Below are 17,236 nucleotides of genomic sequence, written 5' to 3' on the forward strand. Positions count from 1 at the left end.
CATGAACCAGTCACAGGATGCTGAGCGCTTCTGGGCGAAGGTCAGTAAGGGGCCGCGGGAGAATGATTGCTGGCTCTGGGGCCGGGCGGTTGCCGATGATGGCTACGGTAGGTTCACTCTCAACAGCGACGGACGCACTCAGGCGGTCCGTCCCCACCGCTTTGCCTTTCACCTGGCGTACGGTGCCGATCTGGACGGCTTCGGGCCGCTGATGCACCATTGCGACATACCGCTCTGCGTACGGGCAACAACCGGAACGGACACACACCTGAGTGTCGGGGATGCCAGAGCGAACATGCTCGACCGTCAGTCCAAAGGCCGTGACACGAACGGCACGGGTTTCCGGTGGAGAGGACTTGCACGTCGACAGTTCGCGGAACGTTCCAGGGCGCTGAGGGACGAAGTCCGCGCGCATGGGTGGGAACGGGAGGAGCGTATCCGGGCGCTGCTCGCTGGAGCGGATCCGGATGCGCCAACGCTCTTCTAAAATATCGAAAGCCCCCGGCAGAATGAACTGGTCCCCGATAGTTGGACTGGCCAAATAAGATCCTAAGCCGCGAGGGCCTGGGTCCGGTATTGAACCGGGCTCAGGCCCTCGAGCTTTGTTGAGATCCGTTTGGTGTTGTACCAGTTGATGTACTCGTTCAGCTGGGCGGTCAGTGCGTCGGTATTGATGTAGCGGACGTTGTGGAACATTTCTGCTTTGAGGTGGCCGAAGAAGTTCTCCATCACTGCGTTGTCGTAGCAGTTGCCTTTGCGGGACATGGATTGGACCGCGCCGGCTTCCTGCAGGAGAGTCCGCCAGGAAGCGTGTCTGTACTGGAATCCCTGGTCCGAATGTACGAGTGGTTGCTGGCCAGGCTCCAGGGTGGACAGGGCCTCACGAAGCGACGTGTTGGTCAATTCCACGTTCGGGGAGGTACCGACGGTGTGGGAAATGATCTGCCGGTCAAAGAGATCCATGACCGGTGAGAGGTAGAGTTTCCGGTCACCGACGCTGAATTCCGTCACGTCCGTCACCCATTTCTGGTTCGGTGCGGTGGCATCGAACTTGCGGTTCAGCAGATTTGGCGCGGCGGTGCCTTGTTCGCCTTGGTAGGAGTTGTAGCGCTTCTTCCGCCTGACCTTGCAAGCAAGCCCCAGTGAGCGCATGAGCTTGAGCACGGTCTTCTTCGCAATCGTCCATCCGGTGTCGAGCAGTTCGATGTGGACGCGGCGGTGACCGTACCGGGCGTGGCTGGCCGTGAAAATGTCTGTGATGGCGGCCTTGAGTGCCTCCTGCGGGTCAGGGGCTTGGAGGCGGGCCTGGTGGTAGAAGAATGTCGATCGGGCCACCCCTGCGATCTGCAGCAGAATCGGCAGCGGCAAGTCGGCCTTGAGGGCGATGAGGGCTTGGACCTTCACCGTTGTTTTTGAGCCCTCAAGGCCCGCAATTTTCCCAGATAGGCCACTTCTGCCCGCAACCGCTCATTCTCCCGGCGCAACCGCTCCAACTCGGAGATCTCTGCCGGTGGAGGGCTATCGGCCGTCCGCGGCCTGCCTTTAGGCTTCGGGTGCAACGCGTCCTCGCCCTCGCGCCGGTACGCCCACGCTTTCAGTAGCACAGGCGAGGACAAGCCCGCCTCGGCCGCCAGATCCTGCGCAGTCTCACCCGCAAGGAACCGCTCTACCAACGCGAGCTTGAAGTCGAACGAGTACGACTGCTTGGTCGGCTTACTCACCAGCGCTCCTTGACCATGGATTTTCCATCGCCGATACAAATTCTTGACCGGCCAGCGGGACACACCCAGCAACCTGGCAGTCGCAGTGTCTCCAAGGCCTTTCTCAAACCACGCTACAGCGCTCTCGCGCTGATCTTTGGACAACGAACTACTTGCAAGCAAAAAACTGCTCCCCGGGAGTCAGAACTGAATTTCTCAGTCCAACTTCCGGGGAGCAGTTCAGAAGTGCCGGGGGCTTTCATGTGTCGTGCTGTCGGTGATCAGGCAGCAACGTCCTGATCGTCGGCGTGGGAAGAATCGCGTTCCTCCGACTCATCGCTTGCAGGGGAAGCAGGCTTTTCGTCAGTGATGAGGTCGAGCATGCGCTTCAGTTCTGCTCCGCTCAGTCCCAGCCGGGCAGCCACGGCGGACTTCGGCTCACCGGAATCGAGCATGGCACGAACCGTCACCGCGGCACCGCGGACGGCGCTGCGGGCGTCGGCTTCGGCTTTGGCCAACAGTGCGTCAGCCTTCTTCTTCGCTTCGGCGCGGACAAGGTCGGCTTGCTCCTGTTGCTGGAAGAACTCCGCTGCCAGTTCGATCAGTTTCTCGTGCCGTTCGGTCATCTCCCTGGCCTTGGTCATCGCCTTCTCGCGGGCCGCCAGCTGCTGTGCAGACTTTCGTGGTGTTGCCATGGTGTGGGTCCCTCCCCTTTGGACTGTCCGTGTACCAAACCTAACGGGCTAGCGCGGCGCCTGGTGTCAAGCGTGCGGCTTGCGCCGCATCGGTCCTCGCTTACGCTCGGGCTGGCCGTGCCCGGCTTTCCCACACGTGGATGCTCCGAGAGAAACCTCGCTCTCTGGGCTGCCCACCTGTGGATAACCCGGGCAGCGGTTCTACACAATCGAAACGAACCGTGGATAACGAAAAGCATGTTACCCACCGCCCATTCTCATGTGCAGAACCGCATCAAAACCTTGATGGCCCGATCTTACCCTTTTTCGTCCTGTTCCATTGAGCCCCGCTCGCAAGCTCCCATTAGCCAATTCCACAGACCAAAAAAAGAGCAATATCTGTCACACCTCATGCATCATTGATATATGGGGTCGGTTCGTGGATATGCTGGGTTTCGTGATGACCGTGCACAAGCTCAGTGCCGGCGACGGATACACGTACTACACACGTGAGGTCGCCAGTGGTGATGAGCTGCGTGCGAAGGGCCGCGAGCTGGGTGATTACTACACCGTGGACGGCAACCCGCCGGGACAATGGGGCGGCGCCGGTATGCACCACTTGGGTGTTTCCGGGAAAGTTACCGAAGCTCAAATGGCGGCGCTCTTCGGAAACGGATTGCACCCTAACGCCGCAGAAATGCTCAAGGAAGACCCGAAAGCGGATGTCTCCCTGGGCCAAAAATACCGTCAGGCCAACCAGAAAGACAACGAGCTTCAGGCGCGGATCAACCGCGCCACCGGTGACTACAAGCGGATGAACCACCATGATCCTGATGCGGACAGCCGGCGCCTGATCCGCACGAAGGAAGGGGCCAAATACTTCCGCGAGCTCAACGGCCGAAACCCATCCGACAAGGAAGAATTGGGCAGGTTCATCACAGCCCAAACCAAGCCAGCGACCCAAACCGTTGCCGGATACGACCTTGTATTTGCCCCGGCGAAGTCGGCTTCGGTCCTGTGGGCCATCGGCGGAGACGACGCCCGTCAGCAGATCGAAGCGGCCCACAATGAGGCCATCGATGAAACCATGGGCTACCTCGAAAAGGAAGCCACCTTCACCCGCCGAGGCCGCAACGGCGTCCGCCAGGAAGACGTGGACGGCGGCCTGATCTACACCAAGTTCCGTCACTACGACTCCCGCACCGGGGATCCCCAGCTCCACGATCACATCGTGGTGTCCAACAAGGTTCTTGGTGCCGACGGCAAATGGTCCAGCCTCGACGGACGGCTCCTGTACCAGTTCAACGTGGCCGCCTCGGAAATGTACAACAGGGTCGTCATGGAGAAGATCTGCGCCCGCCTGGGTGTCGGTCTGATCGAACGTAAAGTCAACGGCGACCGACCGGTCATCGAGATCGCCGGCGTCAATGTCGCGGCCATCGAAGCGGCCTCCTCACGACGGGAAGGCATCAAGCCAGTGATTGATGAACTGACGAAAGAGTTCATCGAAAGAAACGGCTACGCACCGAACAAGAAGCAACTGATCGCTCTGGCCCAACAGGCTACTTTGGACACCCGCCCGGCGAAGAAGGAAGCCCGGCAATTGTCCGTTCTGGTGGACGAATGGACGACCGAGCTAGATGCCTTGCCCGGTGTTGTTACCGGCCCGGCCGCTGTTGAGCAGGCGCGGACTCATCGGCACGACGCGCGTGAACAGGCCGAGAAGGACCGGCCTTTGTGGATGGTTGCCCACGCTGACGAGCTGGATCCGGCCGTCGAAGCACGGGGCGTCATTGAACGTCTGGAACGCAGCCGTGGCGTCTGGGGGGACCACCACATCAGGGCCGAAGCAACCAGGCGATTGGGTTCCCGGCTCGGTGAAATGCCCATCCCCGCTACGCTCCTGGAGCAGGTCGTGGCACGCGCAACTGACCAGTTCTCACTGCGCATCACACCCGAGACACCTACCCCTGACATCGACGCGCTGCGTCTTTCCAACGGTGCGTCCAAGTACGGCAAACCACACTCCACCCTGTACACCTCGGCGGGGATCCTCCACAGCGAAGACCGGTTGCTGACAGCCGCGCAGAGCGCCGTCATTCCTGCGGCGACCGCCGATTCATTCGACGCTGCGTTGGCACGGCAGGAGAAGGCCTTTGACGCCGGGCAGCTGCGCATGGCCAAGGAGTTTGCGTGCAGCGACCGGTTGCTGCTGGTCGGTGTTGGCCCGGCCGGTGCCGGCAAAACCACAGCGCTCAAGCTTGCCGCTGACACCATCCGGGAAGCGGGCGGGCGGGTGTTCGGTCTTGCCCCCACAGCCGTGGCCGCTGCCGTGATGGGAACCGAGCTGGGAGCCACAGCGACCACCATCGACTCCTTCGTCCTCGCCCACAAAACAGGGGCCAATGACGAGAAGACCACCCCCCGACCCGGCGACGTCATCATCATCGACGAGGCCGGGATGGTCGGTACTGAGCTGTTCGCCTCCGCGGTGACCATTGCAGAACAGCACGGCGCTGTCGTGCGCGCCCTCGGTGATGACCAGCAGCTTTCAGCGGTGGGATCAGGTGGTGCGCTGCGGCTGTTGAAGAACACCGTCGGGGCCGTACACCTGGAAGACCTGCACCGGTTCCGGAACGCCGACGGCACCCCGAACGAGGCAGAAGCAGAAGCCACCCTGGCCCTCCGCGAGCCTCCGCTGAACCGGGTCGATGACCCATGGACCTTCTACCGGGAGAACCGGTGTGTCGTCGGCGGTGACGCCGAGACCATGACGTCCCAAGTGTTCGAGGCATGGCAGAAAGACACCAACGCCGGCAAACACTCCATCATGATGGCCTTCGACAATGCCACCGTCACGGAACTGAACGCGCGCGCCCAGGCGTACCGGATCGCCACCGGAGAACTGGACTCCACAACGCCGGCAGCCATGCTCCGCGACGGGCTGACTGCCCGCGCCGGGGACATCATCGTGACCCGTAAGAACAACCGGCTCTTGTCCACCAACAGGGGCAAGGACTTCGTCAAAAACAACGACGTGTGGAACGTTACCGGTGCCCACGAGGACGGTTCCTTGACCGTCCTCCACCACAGCCACCAAGGCACCGTCACTCTCCCCGCAGACTACGTGCGCGGGAACACGATGCTCGGATACGCGGCAACTATCCACCGCACCCAGGGCCTCACGTGCGACACCGTGCACGCCCTGATCAGCTCTGGACTGTCCCGCGCCCTGGCCTATGTGGCTGCTTCCCGCGGCCGATACTCCAACAAGCTCTACGGCATCGTGGGCGAGGGAGAAACCATGGAGGACGTTCTGAGCGCAGTGGCCGCCAACCATGACGGAAACCTCACGGCGCACGAACAGATGGACGCCGCCCGCGCCCAAGCCCGGTCGTTGCCGGAAATGTCCGAGCAATACAAGGACATTGACCTCCAAGCCAACGAACTGCGCATGGCGAACATCGCCCGCCGCGAACTCGGCGAAGGCGTAGCAGGGACGTTCACGAAGTCCGCCGCCTGGGGAGCAGTCTCCACCCACCTGCGCGCGGCCGAGAACGAAGGTTTCAACCTGGTCACCTTGCTCAAAGACAGCGTGAACGAGGAAGACTTCGGCGCGGCCGAGGATCCCACCGCGGTTCTGGCATGGCGGGTTCAGGACCGCCTTGACCGGTGGCGTTCACGCGCGGCAGATCCCGGCCGCCGGCCGCTGGAATCAATCACTGACGAGGCGCTGGAACGGCTCGACCGTCGCGCAGTTGGTCAGCTGATGAGCGCCAAGGCTGAAGCGGCCCGCACCCCAGGTGTGGAGACTCCGGACCGGAAAGACCTTGCCCGGAACTGGGCGGCCGAACGGAAAGACACGCCCTGGCAGCGGCGCCTGCACGGGCACCTCAGCGACGACGACCTGGCCACACGCCTGCGCACTGCGCAGCAGCAAGGACGCACTGACACGACTATCAACGACCCCGCGGCCGCGCGTAAAGCACAATGGCTGGCATCGTCCCTACACAAGGAACAATCCCTCCGCGAACTGATGCACCCGGAGGCCCGGGCCGATGAAGCCTACGAACGTGGCGCAGTGAGCAACTACCGCCGGGACGAGACCGCGCCCAAGGTTGAAGCAGCGGCCCAGGTCCATCGCAGGATCCGCGCTGAAATCGAACTGCGCCGTCAACTGCCCGCGCCCGTCGGAAAGGAACCAGCAGCTGACCGGTTGCCGGCATGGATGGCACCTGCCGACGTCGCAACCCATGACGACACCCCGGCTCTGTGGCGGAAGGAACTTGCCGCGCGCCGGGAGATCATGGCCACCGAAGTCACTCGGCTCGGTGCCCAGCTCGCGGCTGAACCTCCAGTCTGGGCAGCTGCCCTTGGGCCGGTTCCGTCCGATCCTGCACGACAGGACCAGTGGTGGCAGCTCGCCGTGGAGATCTCCACCTACCGGGACATGTACCGGATCCCGGTCAGCGAAACTGCACCCGTGCCCGCGGACCACCAGGACAAGGGTCTCGGGTCGGAACTGTCTGCGCGGGTCACTGCGATGCACAAGTACACGGCCCAGACTGCCAAGGACCCCCTGTCGGCATCAGATGCGTCGCTCATGGCCGAAGCCGCCCACGTCGAGGCCGTCGTGAAGGAAACCCCGACACCGGCAGAAGAAGTCGTGGACCACCTGCAGCAAGCACGCGGGGCCGAAGCACAGCTGAGCCCGGCACAGGAACGCACCGAACGACTGGCCGAACTCGCCCGCAAGGTCCGCCAGAACCGTGCCGAACGCCACGGCGGCGAATCCGAAGCCCGAAACCCGGAAGCAGTCCAGGAAGCCCTGGACCAGCTCAAAGCCCGCCGCGACCAGGAGAAGGAACAGGCCAAGAAGCCCAGCCCGGACTTTGCCGAGAAGCTCGCCGCCCGCCGCGCAGCGCAGACCAGCGGCACCCCTTCCGCGGTCGAAAAGCTCCGCCAGGAACAAGCAGAAGCGAAAGCCGCCGAAGAACGTCGCCGCCGGGACCAGCCAGGCCCGAGCTCCGGGCCGGAACAAGGCCCCCGAGGCCCACGCCTCTAGGCCTGCCCGGGCAGGCCTGGCAAACGGCCAAGGGGAGCATGGACATATAAAAGCCCCGCGATCCCGAACACCTCGAACCCCAGAAAGCATCCGAAGGATGGTTCCCCGACGTTCGAGGCCTCCAACCGTCACCCGGCCTTGCCGCCGACCCAAAGCGGACGTTCCCTACGGCGGACTGGTGGATGGAAACGTAAGGAGCCGAGCACACGAGCCGGGGCGCTCGAGTCCGGTCAGTACACCGGAAGGATGGAAGTGATAGAAGAAACCCAATAGTGCCCCAAGCTGTGGCACATTTGACGGACACCACGACCGGAAGGCAATCGTCCAGACACTGTCTGGACAATCGAAACGCAAATGTCAGTGATGGCCATTTGGATTCTTGGCCTTGAAGCAGGCGGAGGTTAGGGGAGAGTCTCGGTCTCAGAAGACTCGTCGCCGCCGGCTTCGTCTACGGCCGTGCCACCGTGCGGTGGCCGGCACCCAAGGTATCGTACCCTTCCCTTGTGTTCTCCCAGCTGGCTTCAAGCTTTGGGTGGGCATTATGCGATCAAAGCTTCGGTCAACCGCTATTTGACCGGGGCTTCGCCAATTCCTGGATCCGTCGTGAGCGCCGCCCAGCACGCTTGAGGCCTCCGGGGATCGCCAAGTGACAAACATGCCGCTCCGAGGAACAAGAGCATCGTTCCGCGCGTTGCAGTGACGTCAGCGACGACCAACAGACCAGAACGTCAGAAATGAGAATCTCCCGTGGCAACCGACTACGACGAAGTCCGCTCCGACGTCAAGGAATCCCAGGACCGCTCCCTGGAAGCCCTGAAATCAGAGAATGCTCCGAACGCGCGCAGCGTCGTCACCGAGCTCGAAGAGGCCGATGCCCTGGACGAAGGCCTCACCCCGGGCGGAGAGATCGTCTCTGAAGAACTCATCGTCCAAGTAATCCCTCAGGCCGCGGACGAATTCACCTGCTACTCCTGCTTCCTGGTCCGGCACAGGTCCCAGCTGGCCCGGGAAAGCAACGGGCACGCCTACTGCACCGAGTGCGAAAGCTAAACCGCTAAGGGTCTCCGGCAGCCTCACTTCCATCGGCACATCATCGGCGTACCCCAGAGACTTCCGCTGGGCAAAGTACTCAGGGCCGCCCGCCCTGAATCCTGCCCGCCGCGCTGCGAATAGTCACGCAACGTGTTTGTGGACATGGCTATGAACAAGGAATCCGAACGGCTACAGGAAGCGCTCCGCCGACTTCGCGCAGCGGCCCGCTGCGCAAAGTTCTGTACCAGGGGAGTCTTCGTCGCAGTGTTCGTCGGGGAATCATCGAGGGGATGCGGGTATTAGGCGCTTGTTTTGCGAAGGTACTCGCGCAGGCCGGGGATGGCGAAGTCGACCTTGCCGTACGCGGGGGCTTCTATCAGTCCTGCTGCTATGAGGCGTGCCCGGTAGTTGGCAACGACATTGCTCTTGGCGTTGAGCCGTTTTCCGATATCGCCGGCAACAACAGGGCCGTCGTCTTCGGCCATGGCGCGGAGGAAGTCTTTGTCTTTGTCTGACGCGGTGGAGAGCGCCGCTTCGATGACTGTCGCCTCGTGGCGGCGGGTCGCGGCATTGATGGCCTGATCGATGTTCGCCTTTTCCAGTGCCATGTTATTGATTTCAGCTTGGCGCCACAGCTGGTAGCCGATGAGCTGGATCAGGAACGGATACCCTGCGGTCGCCTTTGCGGCATACCGGACCAAGTCATCATCGATGCTGATGTCGGCATCGCGGAAAGTGCTGGCGTAGGAGCGTTCGACCTCCGCAATGGCCGCGGCGTGCAGGTCGATGCGCTCTGCCCGGCGCAGAAACGTTGCCACGCCCTCGTTGAGGAGATCCGACACCGCTGCCGGCAGCCCCGCAAAGATCAGTCCTATCGGAAGCCCGTCACGAATGAAATGCTGGACGTCAGCGGCAAGCTGGGACAGTTCCGCACGGTCTGCCGAGTGAATTTCGTCAACGGTGAAAAGCAGCCCCGTCTTTCTCTCCGCGAGAACGTTCAGCAGCTGGCTTCCCAGCCGCCTCCAATCGACCTGTCGCTCCGGTGGCAGCTGGGTGGTCACGGTGAACCCTGCCACGCCCAACGCTGTAATCCTGCGACCGGTCGGGCCGGATCCAAGTTCATCCAGGTGCAGCCGCATGGTCTCGCCAATCCGTCCAACGAACCCCGGCGTGGCCGTCTCGGGAACGACAACCCACCCTTGCCGGGCGGCCGCGCCCTGGGCCGCGCTGAGTAGCGCGGTCTTGCCGATGCCGCGCGCGCCTGTGATGATGGTCAGCAACCCGGGCGCCCCGGAACCAAGCTGCAGGCCGTACTCAAATTCATCGAGCATTCCCTCGCGGCCAATGAGTTCAGGGGGAGTGGCGCCGGCTGTGGGGCGGAAAGGGTTCATCATCGCAGATCCTGTGAGTCCTTGTGAGTCTTGTGAGTCCCTGTGAGTCTACTCTTCAGGGCAACTTAACCGAGACTCGATCGTCGTCCGATGATCCATGTCCCGGGGACCGGACCTGGGCTCCCTGGCGGCTTGGGCAGTTCTGCACCGCCGTGCATGACATTGGCGCTGGTCGCTGACCGACTAAGCGGGACTAACCCGCGAAACACCCGAAACAGTGGGGGACGGGTTACCGATTCTCCCTCTACTCGTCCCTTCAAACGCCGATAAGCACCCTTCCGTCAACCTATGGGAAAGGACCCTGGGTCTCGGTGGCATCGGTTACGGTTTCTTGTTTTTCCCAACCCGCTCAGACCATGCCAGATGGAGGACGGCTCGACCGGCAGGGTGCGGTGGATGAACCGGTACGTCAGGATCCAGGCGCCGCCAATGCTACAGCGCTACGTCACGTATTCGAGTGGGGTAAGACGCTGTGGCCTGGCAAAAGTGGGTTGAACGGCTGAAGAGACAAAAAGACTACAGCGATGCAAAAAGGGTCACTGATAAGGTCTTTGCCATCTACCGAGGACTGCAATCAGCGGTCAAGCGGTTCGAGAACGCTTTCGAATAGGCGGCTCAAGTGGGTTGACGCAGGCGAAGGGGTCTTAAGTTTGTCGTACGCGATAGCCCTACCCTGTGTCTCGTCACAGAGCCGATCAAATACGAGGTCCTGAAGGCGCTGGTCAACGCTCCACTCGCATATGATCTCCAGAAGTGAAGCCACGGCAATAGGCGTGAGGGTACGATCCAAGGATTCGGGCCTAACCCAGAGCCAGAGGCGGTACTCTACCGCGGACAAGAGGTGGGTCCGTGTTCGGCCAAAGGGCCATATTTCATCTAGAAGAACGGCCGGAGTAATCGCACGGTCAATAGTGCGCGACGCTTGAGATAAAGGCACCAAGGCTTTCTGCAAGTGACATGCTGCGATACCTATGACTATTGGCGAGCACCCTTACTCTATCTAGAGCCTCTTGGCGGAACCCTTGCTGAAGCTTGATATGGCACCAACTAAGTTGGGTCGAAAACCTGTGTTCGACAAAGTAATCCAAACATCTCAGAGCCTCGGGGAGATGGTTAACTCGCGCAGGATGTCTGCACGACGGATAGCGCTCTGCTCGAGCCGTTAGGCAGGGACCGCAAGCATCCCTAGGGTGAGGTCAGTTTCCCCGCGGGCGACGTATATATCTGACAACAACAGAGATGCCTCTTCGCTAGCTGCTGTGTGGCGGGCTAGGGTCGCAATTGCTTCTTCCTCGCGTACGGAGCTCAGTAGTAGCTTTGCCCTCCGGGCTGGCACTCTGGGGAAGCGATTGTGCCTGGAACTGAGAGCATGTCGATCGCCAATTGGGTTTCCCCGCGGGCGACGTATATATCTGACAACAATAGAGATGCCTCTTCGCTGACTGCTGTGTGGCGGGCTAGGGTCGCTTCCCTGAGGGATGACATCGCCACCGACCCGGCCAACGAGGTCGGGGGAGCGATGGCCCAGGCGATGGTCACCATCATCTCCGCATTCGCCCAGCTTGAACGAGACCAACTTTCCGAACGCACCCAAGCCGGCATGGCGGCAGCAACTGCAAACGGAAGGAAGGCAGGACGCCGGGAGATCACTACAGATCACGAAAGGTCAAGAGAGCACATGAGCTGAAAGCCCGAGGCCTCAAACCATCGGACATCGGAAAGATCATTGGAGCTAGCCGAGCGACCGTCTACCGGTACTTGGGTATGGACTCTTTGAGGCCACACAGCTGAGTCCCGGAAGTTGTCTCTGTGACTGCTGCCCACGGCAGACCTTTTGAGATAACATCCGGGACGGAAATCTTACGCGGAAACCAGAAGGCGGTTCGTGAATTGTTTGACAGGTCGGGATGCGTCTCGTGCAAGCTAGTCCTCCATTGGTTTGCGGTTGTGGCTATCAGTTGGTAGTGCCACGGTCCGGAATCCGCAGTTACCGCTGGAGGAATCAGGGGTGTTCGAAGTCCGGGCGGCGACCCTGTATCGGTTGCAGTACGAATCGTGGCAAAGGTATGAACCGCCACGCATGACGCGGCCTGCTCCGATGGTTGGCCCTTTGGGGTTGTTAACGGGGGAATTGCGGTAGTACTTGGGCAGGAACCAATCAGCGCACCATTCCCAGACGTTTCCAGCCATTTCGTAGAGCCCGTAGCCGTTGCAGGGAAAGGACCGGACGGGTGAGGTTCCCAGATGGCCGTCCTTGAGGGTATTTGCCGTGGGGAAGGTGCCTTGCCAGATGTTGCAGCGATGTTCACCTCCAGGCATAAGCTCGTTGCCCCATGCGTAGCGTTTGCTTTCCAAGCCGCCGCGGGCGGCGTACTCCCATTCAGCTTCACTGGGTAGCCGTCTTCCGGCCCAGGAACAGTACGCGAGTGCGTCATTGTACGAGACGTGGACTACGGGATGATCGAGGAATTCCCTGAAATCCGATGCAGGTCCAGTGGGGTGTGCCCAATCGGCGCCTCGCACATTCAGCCACCATGGAGCCCCTGCTGCGGTGCCGAGGACATCGTCATGGTTCGCGGTGGAGAGAAGATGGAACACGGCCGACGAACCGTACTGTTCCGCTTCAGTCCTGTATCCGGTGGCTTGAACGAAGGTGCCGAACATGTTATTGGTGACGGCGGTGGCGTCGATCCGGAAAGCGTCCAAAGTGACAAGGTGCACGGGGGATTCGCCGTCTTCCGGGTAGCCTTCACCAAAAGCATCTCCCATTTGGAAGGCTCCGAAGGGAACCGGTTGATCCTGATGTTGACGGCTTCGCTCAGTGAATGCGGCAAGATGGTCCGCATGCGTGTTCTTGTTCGCGATGGTCTCGCGTGATGGCGTACAGCAAATGTTCGGATGTTTGGAGGCTGCTGAACTACTCTGTGGAGGTTTCATCGATTCCCTTGATCTCCTATGTGTGTGCGTGGTGAGGGCCGTGATCGAATCGGCAGTGAAGGGTCGATACGCATGGGCCGTTTACGCAGAGAACGAGCAGTACGGGGTGGCCGGTTTGTCCTCGGAGGTCCCGCTTCAGGATTAGCGTGGCATGGTAGTTGCCGGCCGCGTTTCCCATGTGACAACCAAGCGGCAGGCGGCAGCCAACGCGCCGCCAGACGCAAGGGAAACCTCAGCACAGGGATCATGCGACTACTCCTCATCCAGTGATGGGGCCTGATCGGAAGCCGGTGGGGGGAAGCATCCCGGGACGAAGATCCTTAAAGTTAGAGCGAATTTTGATTAAAGTCAACGCTCGCGACATAAGTCGATTCCACCCCCGACGGCGGCGCCCTACGAATCGTGGAACATAAAGTCTGCACCCCAGCGGTGCAATGCGCTGACGGCGGCCCCGTGGCTTGAGTCGAACTCGGACCCCTCGTGCAGCACCAATTCAGGGCAAGGAAGCCCGACGGCATGGCGCCGCGCCTGGACCTCGGCCTCGGCCGCCGCAAGCATTGGTCCACCCAGTCCGGCCAAACGCCCACTGAGCACAATGCGGCGCGGATCGATCAACATGGACACTCCACTGAGGGCGGTGCCCAAGGTGCGGCCCACCTCGGCGACAAGCCTCAGAGCGCCGGCGTCGCCTTTGTTGGCCAATGCCGCAAGTCCGACGATATCGCCGACATGGAGCCCCGCCGCCTGGGCGCGTTCGACAACCGCACCCACCCCGATGCAGGCCTCGAGACACCCACGCGAGCCGCACCAGCAGAGCGGACCCGCGGGATCCACGCACATATGCCCCAGCTCGCCCGCAGTGCCATGGCTGCCCCGGAACGTCGAGACGCCGTCGACGATGCCGGCGCTGATGCCCGTGGACAGCACCACATACAGGAACCCGGTACTGGGGAGGCGCGCGGACAGTTCGCCCAGATGGCGTAATGCCGCGAGCCGGGTGTTGTTGTCCCAGAGAAGCGGGGCGGAGAAAAGGGCCCGGAGCTTGTCGAATTTAAGGCCCTCAGGCTCGGAACCCCTCGCTTCCCCCTCCGCTGTAAAAGGCAGATGCCGCCCCGCCACCCCCACCCCGATCCCCAGGACTGAGGCCGGGCTGAGGGTGTCCGAGGCGATGAGTGTCCGGACGGACTGCAGGGCCACGCCGAGGCGCCGCTGCAGGGACAGTGTGTCATCCACGGCCGTGAGCTTCTGCGCGTGGACCGTGCCGTCGACCGCGACGACCGTGACAGCAACGCGTGCGCGCCCCAGCTCGATGCCCAGTGCAGCGCCCGCGCTTCGCCTGGGGGCCAACAGCGCCTGCGGACGCCCATTGCGGCCTTGGCCGTAGGCGGCCATTCCGTTTTCCTCCAGCAGACCACGTTCGATCAGCCGCATCACGGCGCTGGACAGCGTGGGTCGGGAGATTCCGAGGCGACGCTGCAGCGCGAGGCGCGTGGATGGCCCTTCCGCCAGGAGAATTTCGACGAGCTGCCGCTCGGTTGGTCCTGCTTCTGTTAGCTCGGGCATACAAACATCATAGCCGCTGCGGACCTCGGGGCGACTGCCTGGAAGTGGAATTTTCAAGATTTACGTAAAACTCATTGTCGTTATTTGAATCACGCATTAGAGTGATCCGCATGACACCGCAGTTCGCCGCCAAAGGCACCACCAGAGAAGGACCACCGGTCCCTGAAAGCAAGCGGGGACCCTCCCCTTTCTCGCCGGGGACGTCGTCCTCCGCCAGACCGACCACACGCTCCGCACGCGGCGAACGCCGCATAGGACGCAAATCCATGCAGGTCATCAGCGTTCTCTCCGTCATCGGCGGCATTGGCCTGTGGGCACTTGCCTCCGCCACCGGCGCCGTGGTCATCCCCGGGCCGCGGGCTGTCCTAGGCAAGGCCGTGGAGCTGGCCAGCACCGGAGTGCTGCCCTCCGACCTGGGCACCAGCCTGGCCCGCGTCCTCACCGGCTTCCTGCTGGGCACCATCCTGGCCATCCCCGTGGGCTTCCTCATGGGCTGGTATCCGCTGATCCGTGCCGTTGTGGAACCCTACGTTCAGTTCTTCCGCACAGTCCCGCCACTGGCGATCATCCCGCTGGCGATCGTGATCATGGGCATCGACGAGACCCCCAAGATCTTCGTCATCTTCTTGGCATCGTTCCTGTCCTGCGTTGTGGCGACATTCCAGGGCGTGGTGACGGTGGACAAGACCCTGATCAACGCGGCCCGCGTCCTTGGTGCCTCCAGCTTCGTGGTGTTCCGCCGCGTTGTGGTCCCGGCATCAAGCCCGTTCATCCTGGTCGGCATGAGGATCGGCCTCGGCGCATCCTGGGCCACCGTGGTGGCCGCGGAACTGATCGCCGCACAGAGCGGCCTTGGCTTTCGGATGCAGCAAGCACAGCTGTACTACGACCTCCCGACTATTTTCGTACAGCTGATCTGCATCGGCACCCTGGGCCTCATCATGGACCGTGCACTGCTGCTGGTCGAGGCCCGGCTGACCCGATGGCAAGAGCGCCGCTAGGAAGTGACCATGAACACCCAAACAAAGCCCATGATCCGCTTTGAAAACATCCACCAGGAATTCGTCGTCGGCAAGACCACATTCACGGCCGTCGAGGACGTCTCCCTGAACATCGCCGACGGCGAATTCGTCACAGTGGTGGGTCCCTCCGGCTGCGGCAAGTCCACCCTGCTCAATGCGGCCGCCGGCCTGCTGCAACCCACCAGCGGCCAGGTGGTGGTGGACGAAACGACGGTGGACGGACCCAGCCCCCGCACCGGTGTGATCTTCCAGCAGTACGCTCTGTTCCCGTGGCTCACGGTCCGCAAGAACGTCGAATTCGGGCTGGAACTGCAGAAGAAGCCGGCCGCCGAACGCCGCAGGATCGTGGACCACTACCTTGACCTGGTTGGCCTGAGCCGCTTCGCGGAAGCCCTGCCCAAGGAACTCTCCGGCGGCATGAAGCAACGGTGCGCCATCGCTCGCGCCTACGCCGTGAACCCGGAGATCCTCCTCATGGACGAGCCCTTCGGCGCACTCGATGCCCTGACGCGGGTCCACATGCAGGAACAGCTCCTGGAAACCTGGGGCAGGGAACGCCGCACCGTACTGTTCGTCACCCACGACGTCGACGAGGCCGTATACCTCGCGTCACGGGTGATTGTCATGGCAGCCCGTCCAGGGCGCATCTACAAGGTGATCGACGTGGACCTTCCCTACCCGCGGGACAACAACTTGCGCCTCACCCGCGAATACGCCGACCTCCGCGCCCAGGTATGGGACGCGGTCTACAACCAGCCTTGTCACTCCGACGACAACTGAACCTCAGCACCACCAACACTTTCATTCACGTATTCCACTGGAGGCACCCATGAAAGACTTCAACCGCAGAAACTTGTTCACTTTCGGACTCGGCCTCGGCGCCGCCGCCGCACTGTCCGCCTGCGCGGGCACCTCGGTCGCGCCCTCCCCTTCCGGCGCGCCGTCACCGCTGCCCATCAAGGTGGGCTACATCGCGGACTACAACGGTGCTGCCCTCCTTGCTGTGGCAGACAAGCAGGGCTTCTGGGCCAAGGCCGGCCTCAAGCCCGAGTTCGTGCCGTTCACCAACGGACCGCTCGCCATCCAGGCCCTGGGCACCAACAACGTGGACGTCGCGTACATCGGTTCCGGCGCACTGTGGCTTCCTGCCTCCGGCAAGGCCGAAATTTGGGCCATCAATTCGGTTTCCAACGCCGACCGCATCATCGCCCAGCCCGGCGTTACTTCACTCGCTGAGCTCAAGGGCAAGAAGATCGGCGTCCCCGCCGGCACCTCCGGCGATCAGTTGCTCAGCCTCGCATTGAAGAAAGATGGCCTGCAACGAAGCGACTTCAACATCGTGCCCATGGATCCCTCCACCGCAGTGTCGGCATTTGCTTCGAAGCAGATCGACGGCGCCGCGCTGTGGTATCCGTTGATCGACACCATTAAGGTCCGGATTCCGGAGATGGTTGAGCTCGCCAAGAACGAGGACTACGTCTCTGACCTGACTTTCCCCAGCACCTACGTGGCTCAGCCCGGACACGCCGCAAAGGACAAGGAGCTCGCCACCCGGTTCATTGGCGTGGTCAAGGCATCCAACGACTTCCGCAAGGACAACCAGGCCGCCACCATCACCGCCACCGCCGGGTTCCTGAAGCTCGGTGAGGACGTGCTGAAGCCCCAAGCCGATATCGCCAAGACCTTCACCAGCGCCGAGCTGGAACGGCTGAGCACGGACGGCACCGTGGGCAAGTGGCTTACCGGCCTGCAGGAACAGTTCGTGGCCGACAAGAAGCTCACCGCAGTGACCAGCCCGGAAAAGTTCTATAACAGTACCCTGTACGTCAACGCGAAGAAGGCCTAGCTCGCC

13 protein-coding genes are annotated in these 17,236 nt (G+C 62.0%); 7 read left to right on the forward strand and 6 right to left on the reverse strand.

Annotated elements, in window-relative coordinates; genetic code table 11:
- Position 1: 1 nt before the first annotated feature.
- On the forward strand, positions 2-487 hold the full coding sequence (locus ARUE_RS22240) for a hypothetical protein (RefSeq protein ID WP_043471873.1): 486 nt from the start codon (positions 2-4) through the stop codon (positions 485-487).
- 62 nt (positions 488-549) lie between these two features.
- Here the strand turns inward: ARUE_RS22240 and ARUE_RS24295 are convergent, their stop codons facing one another.
- The 3 genes from ARUE_RS24295 to ARUE_RS22255 all read right to left on the reverse strand — a co-directional run bounded on the left by ARUE_RS24295 (position 550) and on the right by ARUE_RS22255 (position 2,395).
- Positions 550-1,404 carry an IS3 family transposase gene (locus ARUE_RS24295; protein ID WP_014923456.1) on the reverse strand — a complete coding sequence of 285 codons (855 nt, stop codon included), beginning with the start codon at positions 1,402-1,404 and terminating at the stop codon, positions 550-552.
- Positions 1,401-1,721: a helix-turn-helix domain-containing protein gene (locus ARUE_RS24865; RefSeq protein ID WP_286140408.1), complete on the reverse strand. Its 321-nt coding sequence runs from the start codon at positions 1,719-1,721 to the stop codon at positions 1,401-1,403. The genes ARUE_RS24295 and ARUE_RS24865 overlap by 4 nt, the downstream gene beginning before the upstream one ends.
- A 260-nt stretch (positions 1,722-1,981) precedes the next feature.
- On the reverse strand, positions 1,982-2,395 hold the full coding sequence (locus ARUE_RS22255) for a hypothetical protein (RefSeq protein ID WP_014923458.1): 414 nt from the start codon (positions 2,393-2,395) through the stop codon (positions 1,982-1,984).
- Between the two features lie 439 nt (positions 2,396-2,834).
- Between ARUE_RS22255 and mobF the strand changes: the two genes are divergently transcribed.
- Together mobF and ARUE_RS22265 are read left to right on the forward strand one after the other, a co-directional pair.
- Positions 2,835-7,439 carry a MobF family relaxase gene (gene mobF / locus ARUE_RS22260; protein WP_286140411.1) on the forward strand — a complete coding sequence of 1,535 codons (4,605 nt, stop codon included), beginning with the start codon at positions 2,835-2,837 and terminating at the stop codon, positions 7,437-7,439.
- A gap of 747 nt (positions 7,440-8,186) precedes the next feature.
- On the forward strand, positions 8,187-8,489 hold the full coding sequence (locus tag ARUE_RS22265; protein WP_014923460.1) for a DUF4193 domain-containing protein: 303 nt from the start codon (positions 8,187-8,189) through the stop codon (positions 8,487-8,489).
- A gap of 281 nt (positions 8,490-8,770) precedes the next feature.
- Here the strand turns inward: ARUE_RS22265 and ARUE_RS22270 are convergent, their stop codons facing one another.
- The gene (locus ARUE_RS22270; RefSeq protein WP_014923461.1) at positions 8,771-9,865 is read right to left on the reverse strand and encodes an ATP-binding protein; all 1,095 of its coding nucleotides are present in this window, start codon (positions 9,863-9,865) and stop codon (positions 8,771-8,773) included.
- 1,366 nt (positions 9,866-11,231) lie between these two features.
- On the opposite strand from ARUE_RS22270, the gene ARUE_RS22280 reads away from it, so the two are divergent.
- On the forward strand, positions 11,232-11,549 hold the full coding sequence (locus tag ARUE_RS22280) for a recombinase family protein (protein ID WP_286140409.1): 318 nt from the start codon (positions 11,232-11,234) through the stop codon (positions 11,547-11,549).
- 236 nt (positions 11,550-11,785) lie between these two features.
- Here the strand turns inward: ARUE_RS22280 and ARUE_RS22285 are convergent, their stop codons facing one another.
- Positions 11,786-12,799, reverse strand: coding sequence for a formylglycine-generating enzyme family protein (locus ARUE_RS22285; RefSeq protein ID WP_014923464.1), 1,014 nt, complete (start codon positions 12,797-12,799; stop codon positions 11,786-11,788).
- A gap of 393 nt (positions 12,800-13,192) precedes the next feature.
- Positions 13,193-14,362, reverse strand: a complete 1,170-nt coding sequence (locus tag ARUE_RS22295) for an ROK family transcriptional regulator (protein ID WP_014923465.1) — start codon at positions 14,360-14,362, stop codon at positions 13,193-13,195.
- Between the two features lie 266 nt (positions 14,363-14,628).
- Between ARUE_RS22295 and ARUE_RS22300 the strand changes: the two genes are divergently transcribed.
- From ARUE_RS22300 to ARUE_RS22310, 3 genes are read left to right on the forward strand one after another with little or no spacing between them, the layout of a single operon-like run.
- The gene (locus ARUE_RS22300; protein ID WP_014923466.1) at positions 14,629-15,363 is read left to right on the forward strand and encodes an ABC transporter permease; all 735 of its coding nucleotides are present in this window, start codon (positions 14,629-14,631) and stop codon (positions 15,361-15,363) included.
- A gap of 9 nt (positions 15,364-15,372) precedes the next feature.
- Entirely contained in the window at positions 15,373-16,164 is a 792-nt protein-coding gene (locus ARUE_RS22305) for an ABC transporter ATP-binding protein (protein ID WP_043471885.1), read from the forward strand.
- Positions 16,165-16,213: 49 nt separating this feature from the next.
- On the forward strand, positions 16,214-17,230 hold the full coding sequence (locus tag ARUE_RS22310) for an aliphatic sulfonate ABC transporter substrate-binding protein (protein ID WP_014923468.1): 1,017 nt from the start codon (positions 16,214-16,216) through the stop codon (positions 17,228-17,230).
- The last annotated feature ends 6 nt before the right edge of the window (positions 17,231-17,236 follow it).

The sequence above is a fragment of the Arthrobacter sp. Rue61a genome, assembly GCF_000294695.2.
Lineage (GTDB): Bacteria > Actinomycetota > Actinomycetes > Actinomycetales > Micrococcaceae > Arthrobacter > Arthrobacter aurescens_A.

What these genes read in the sequence shown, in the direction of transcription:
- ARUE_RS22240 (WP_043471873.1), top strand. Translation starts at nt 2, where the DNA reads ATGAACCAGTCACAGGATGCTGAGCGCTTCTGGGCGAAGGTCAGTAAG.
- ARUE_RS22255 (WP_014923458.1), bottom strand. Translation starts at nt 2,395, where the DNA reads ATGGCAACACCACGAAAGTCTGCACAGCAGCTGGCGGCCCGCGAGAAG.
- mobF (WP_286140411.1), top strand. Translation starts at nt 2,835, where the DNA reads ATGACCGTGCACAAGCTCAGTGCCGGCGACGGATACACGTACTACACA.
- ARUE_RS22270 (WP_014923461.1), bottom strand. Translation starts at nt 9,865, where the DNA reads ATGATGAACCCTTTCCGCCCCACAGCCGGCGCCACTCCCCCTGAACTC.
- ARUE_RS22280 (WP_286140409.1), top strand. Translation starts at nt 11,232, where the DNA reads ATGTCGATCGCCAATTGGGTTTCCCCGCGGGCGACGTATATATCTGAC.
- ARUE_RS22285 (WP_014923464.1), bottom strand. Translation starts at nt 12,799, where the DNA reads ATGAAACCTCCACAGAGTAGTTCAGCAGCCTCCAAACATCCGAACATT.
- ARUE_RS22295 (WP_014923465.1), bottom strand. Translation starts at nt 14,362, where the DNA reads ATGCCCGAGCTAACAGAAGCAGGACCAACCGAGCGGCAGCTCGTCGAA.
- ARUE_RS22300 (WP_014923466.1), top strand. Translation starts at nt 14,629, where the DNA reads ATGCAGGTCATCAGCGTTCTCTCCGTCATCGGCGGCATTGGCCTGTGG.
- ARUE_RS22305 (WP_043471885.1), top strand. Translation starts at nt 15,373, where the DNA reads ATGAACACCCAAACAAAGCCCATGATCCGCTTTGAAAACATCCACCAG.
- ARUE_RS22310 (WP_014923468.1), top strand. Translation starts at nt 16,214, where the DNA reads ATGAAAGACTTCAACCGCAGAAACTTGTTCACTTTCGGACTCGGCCTC.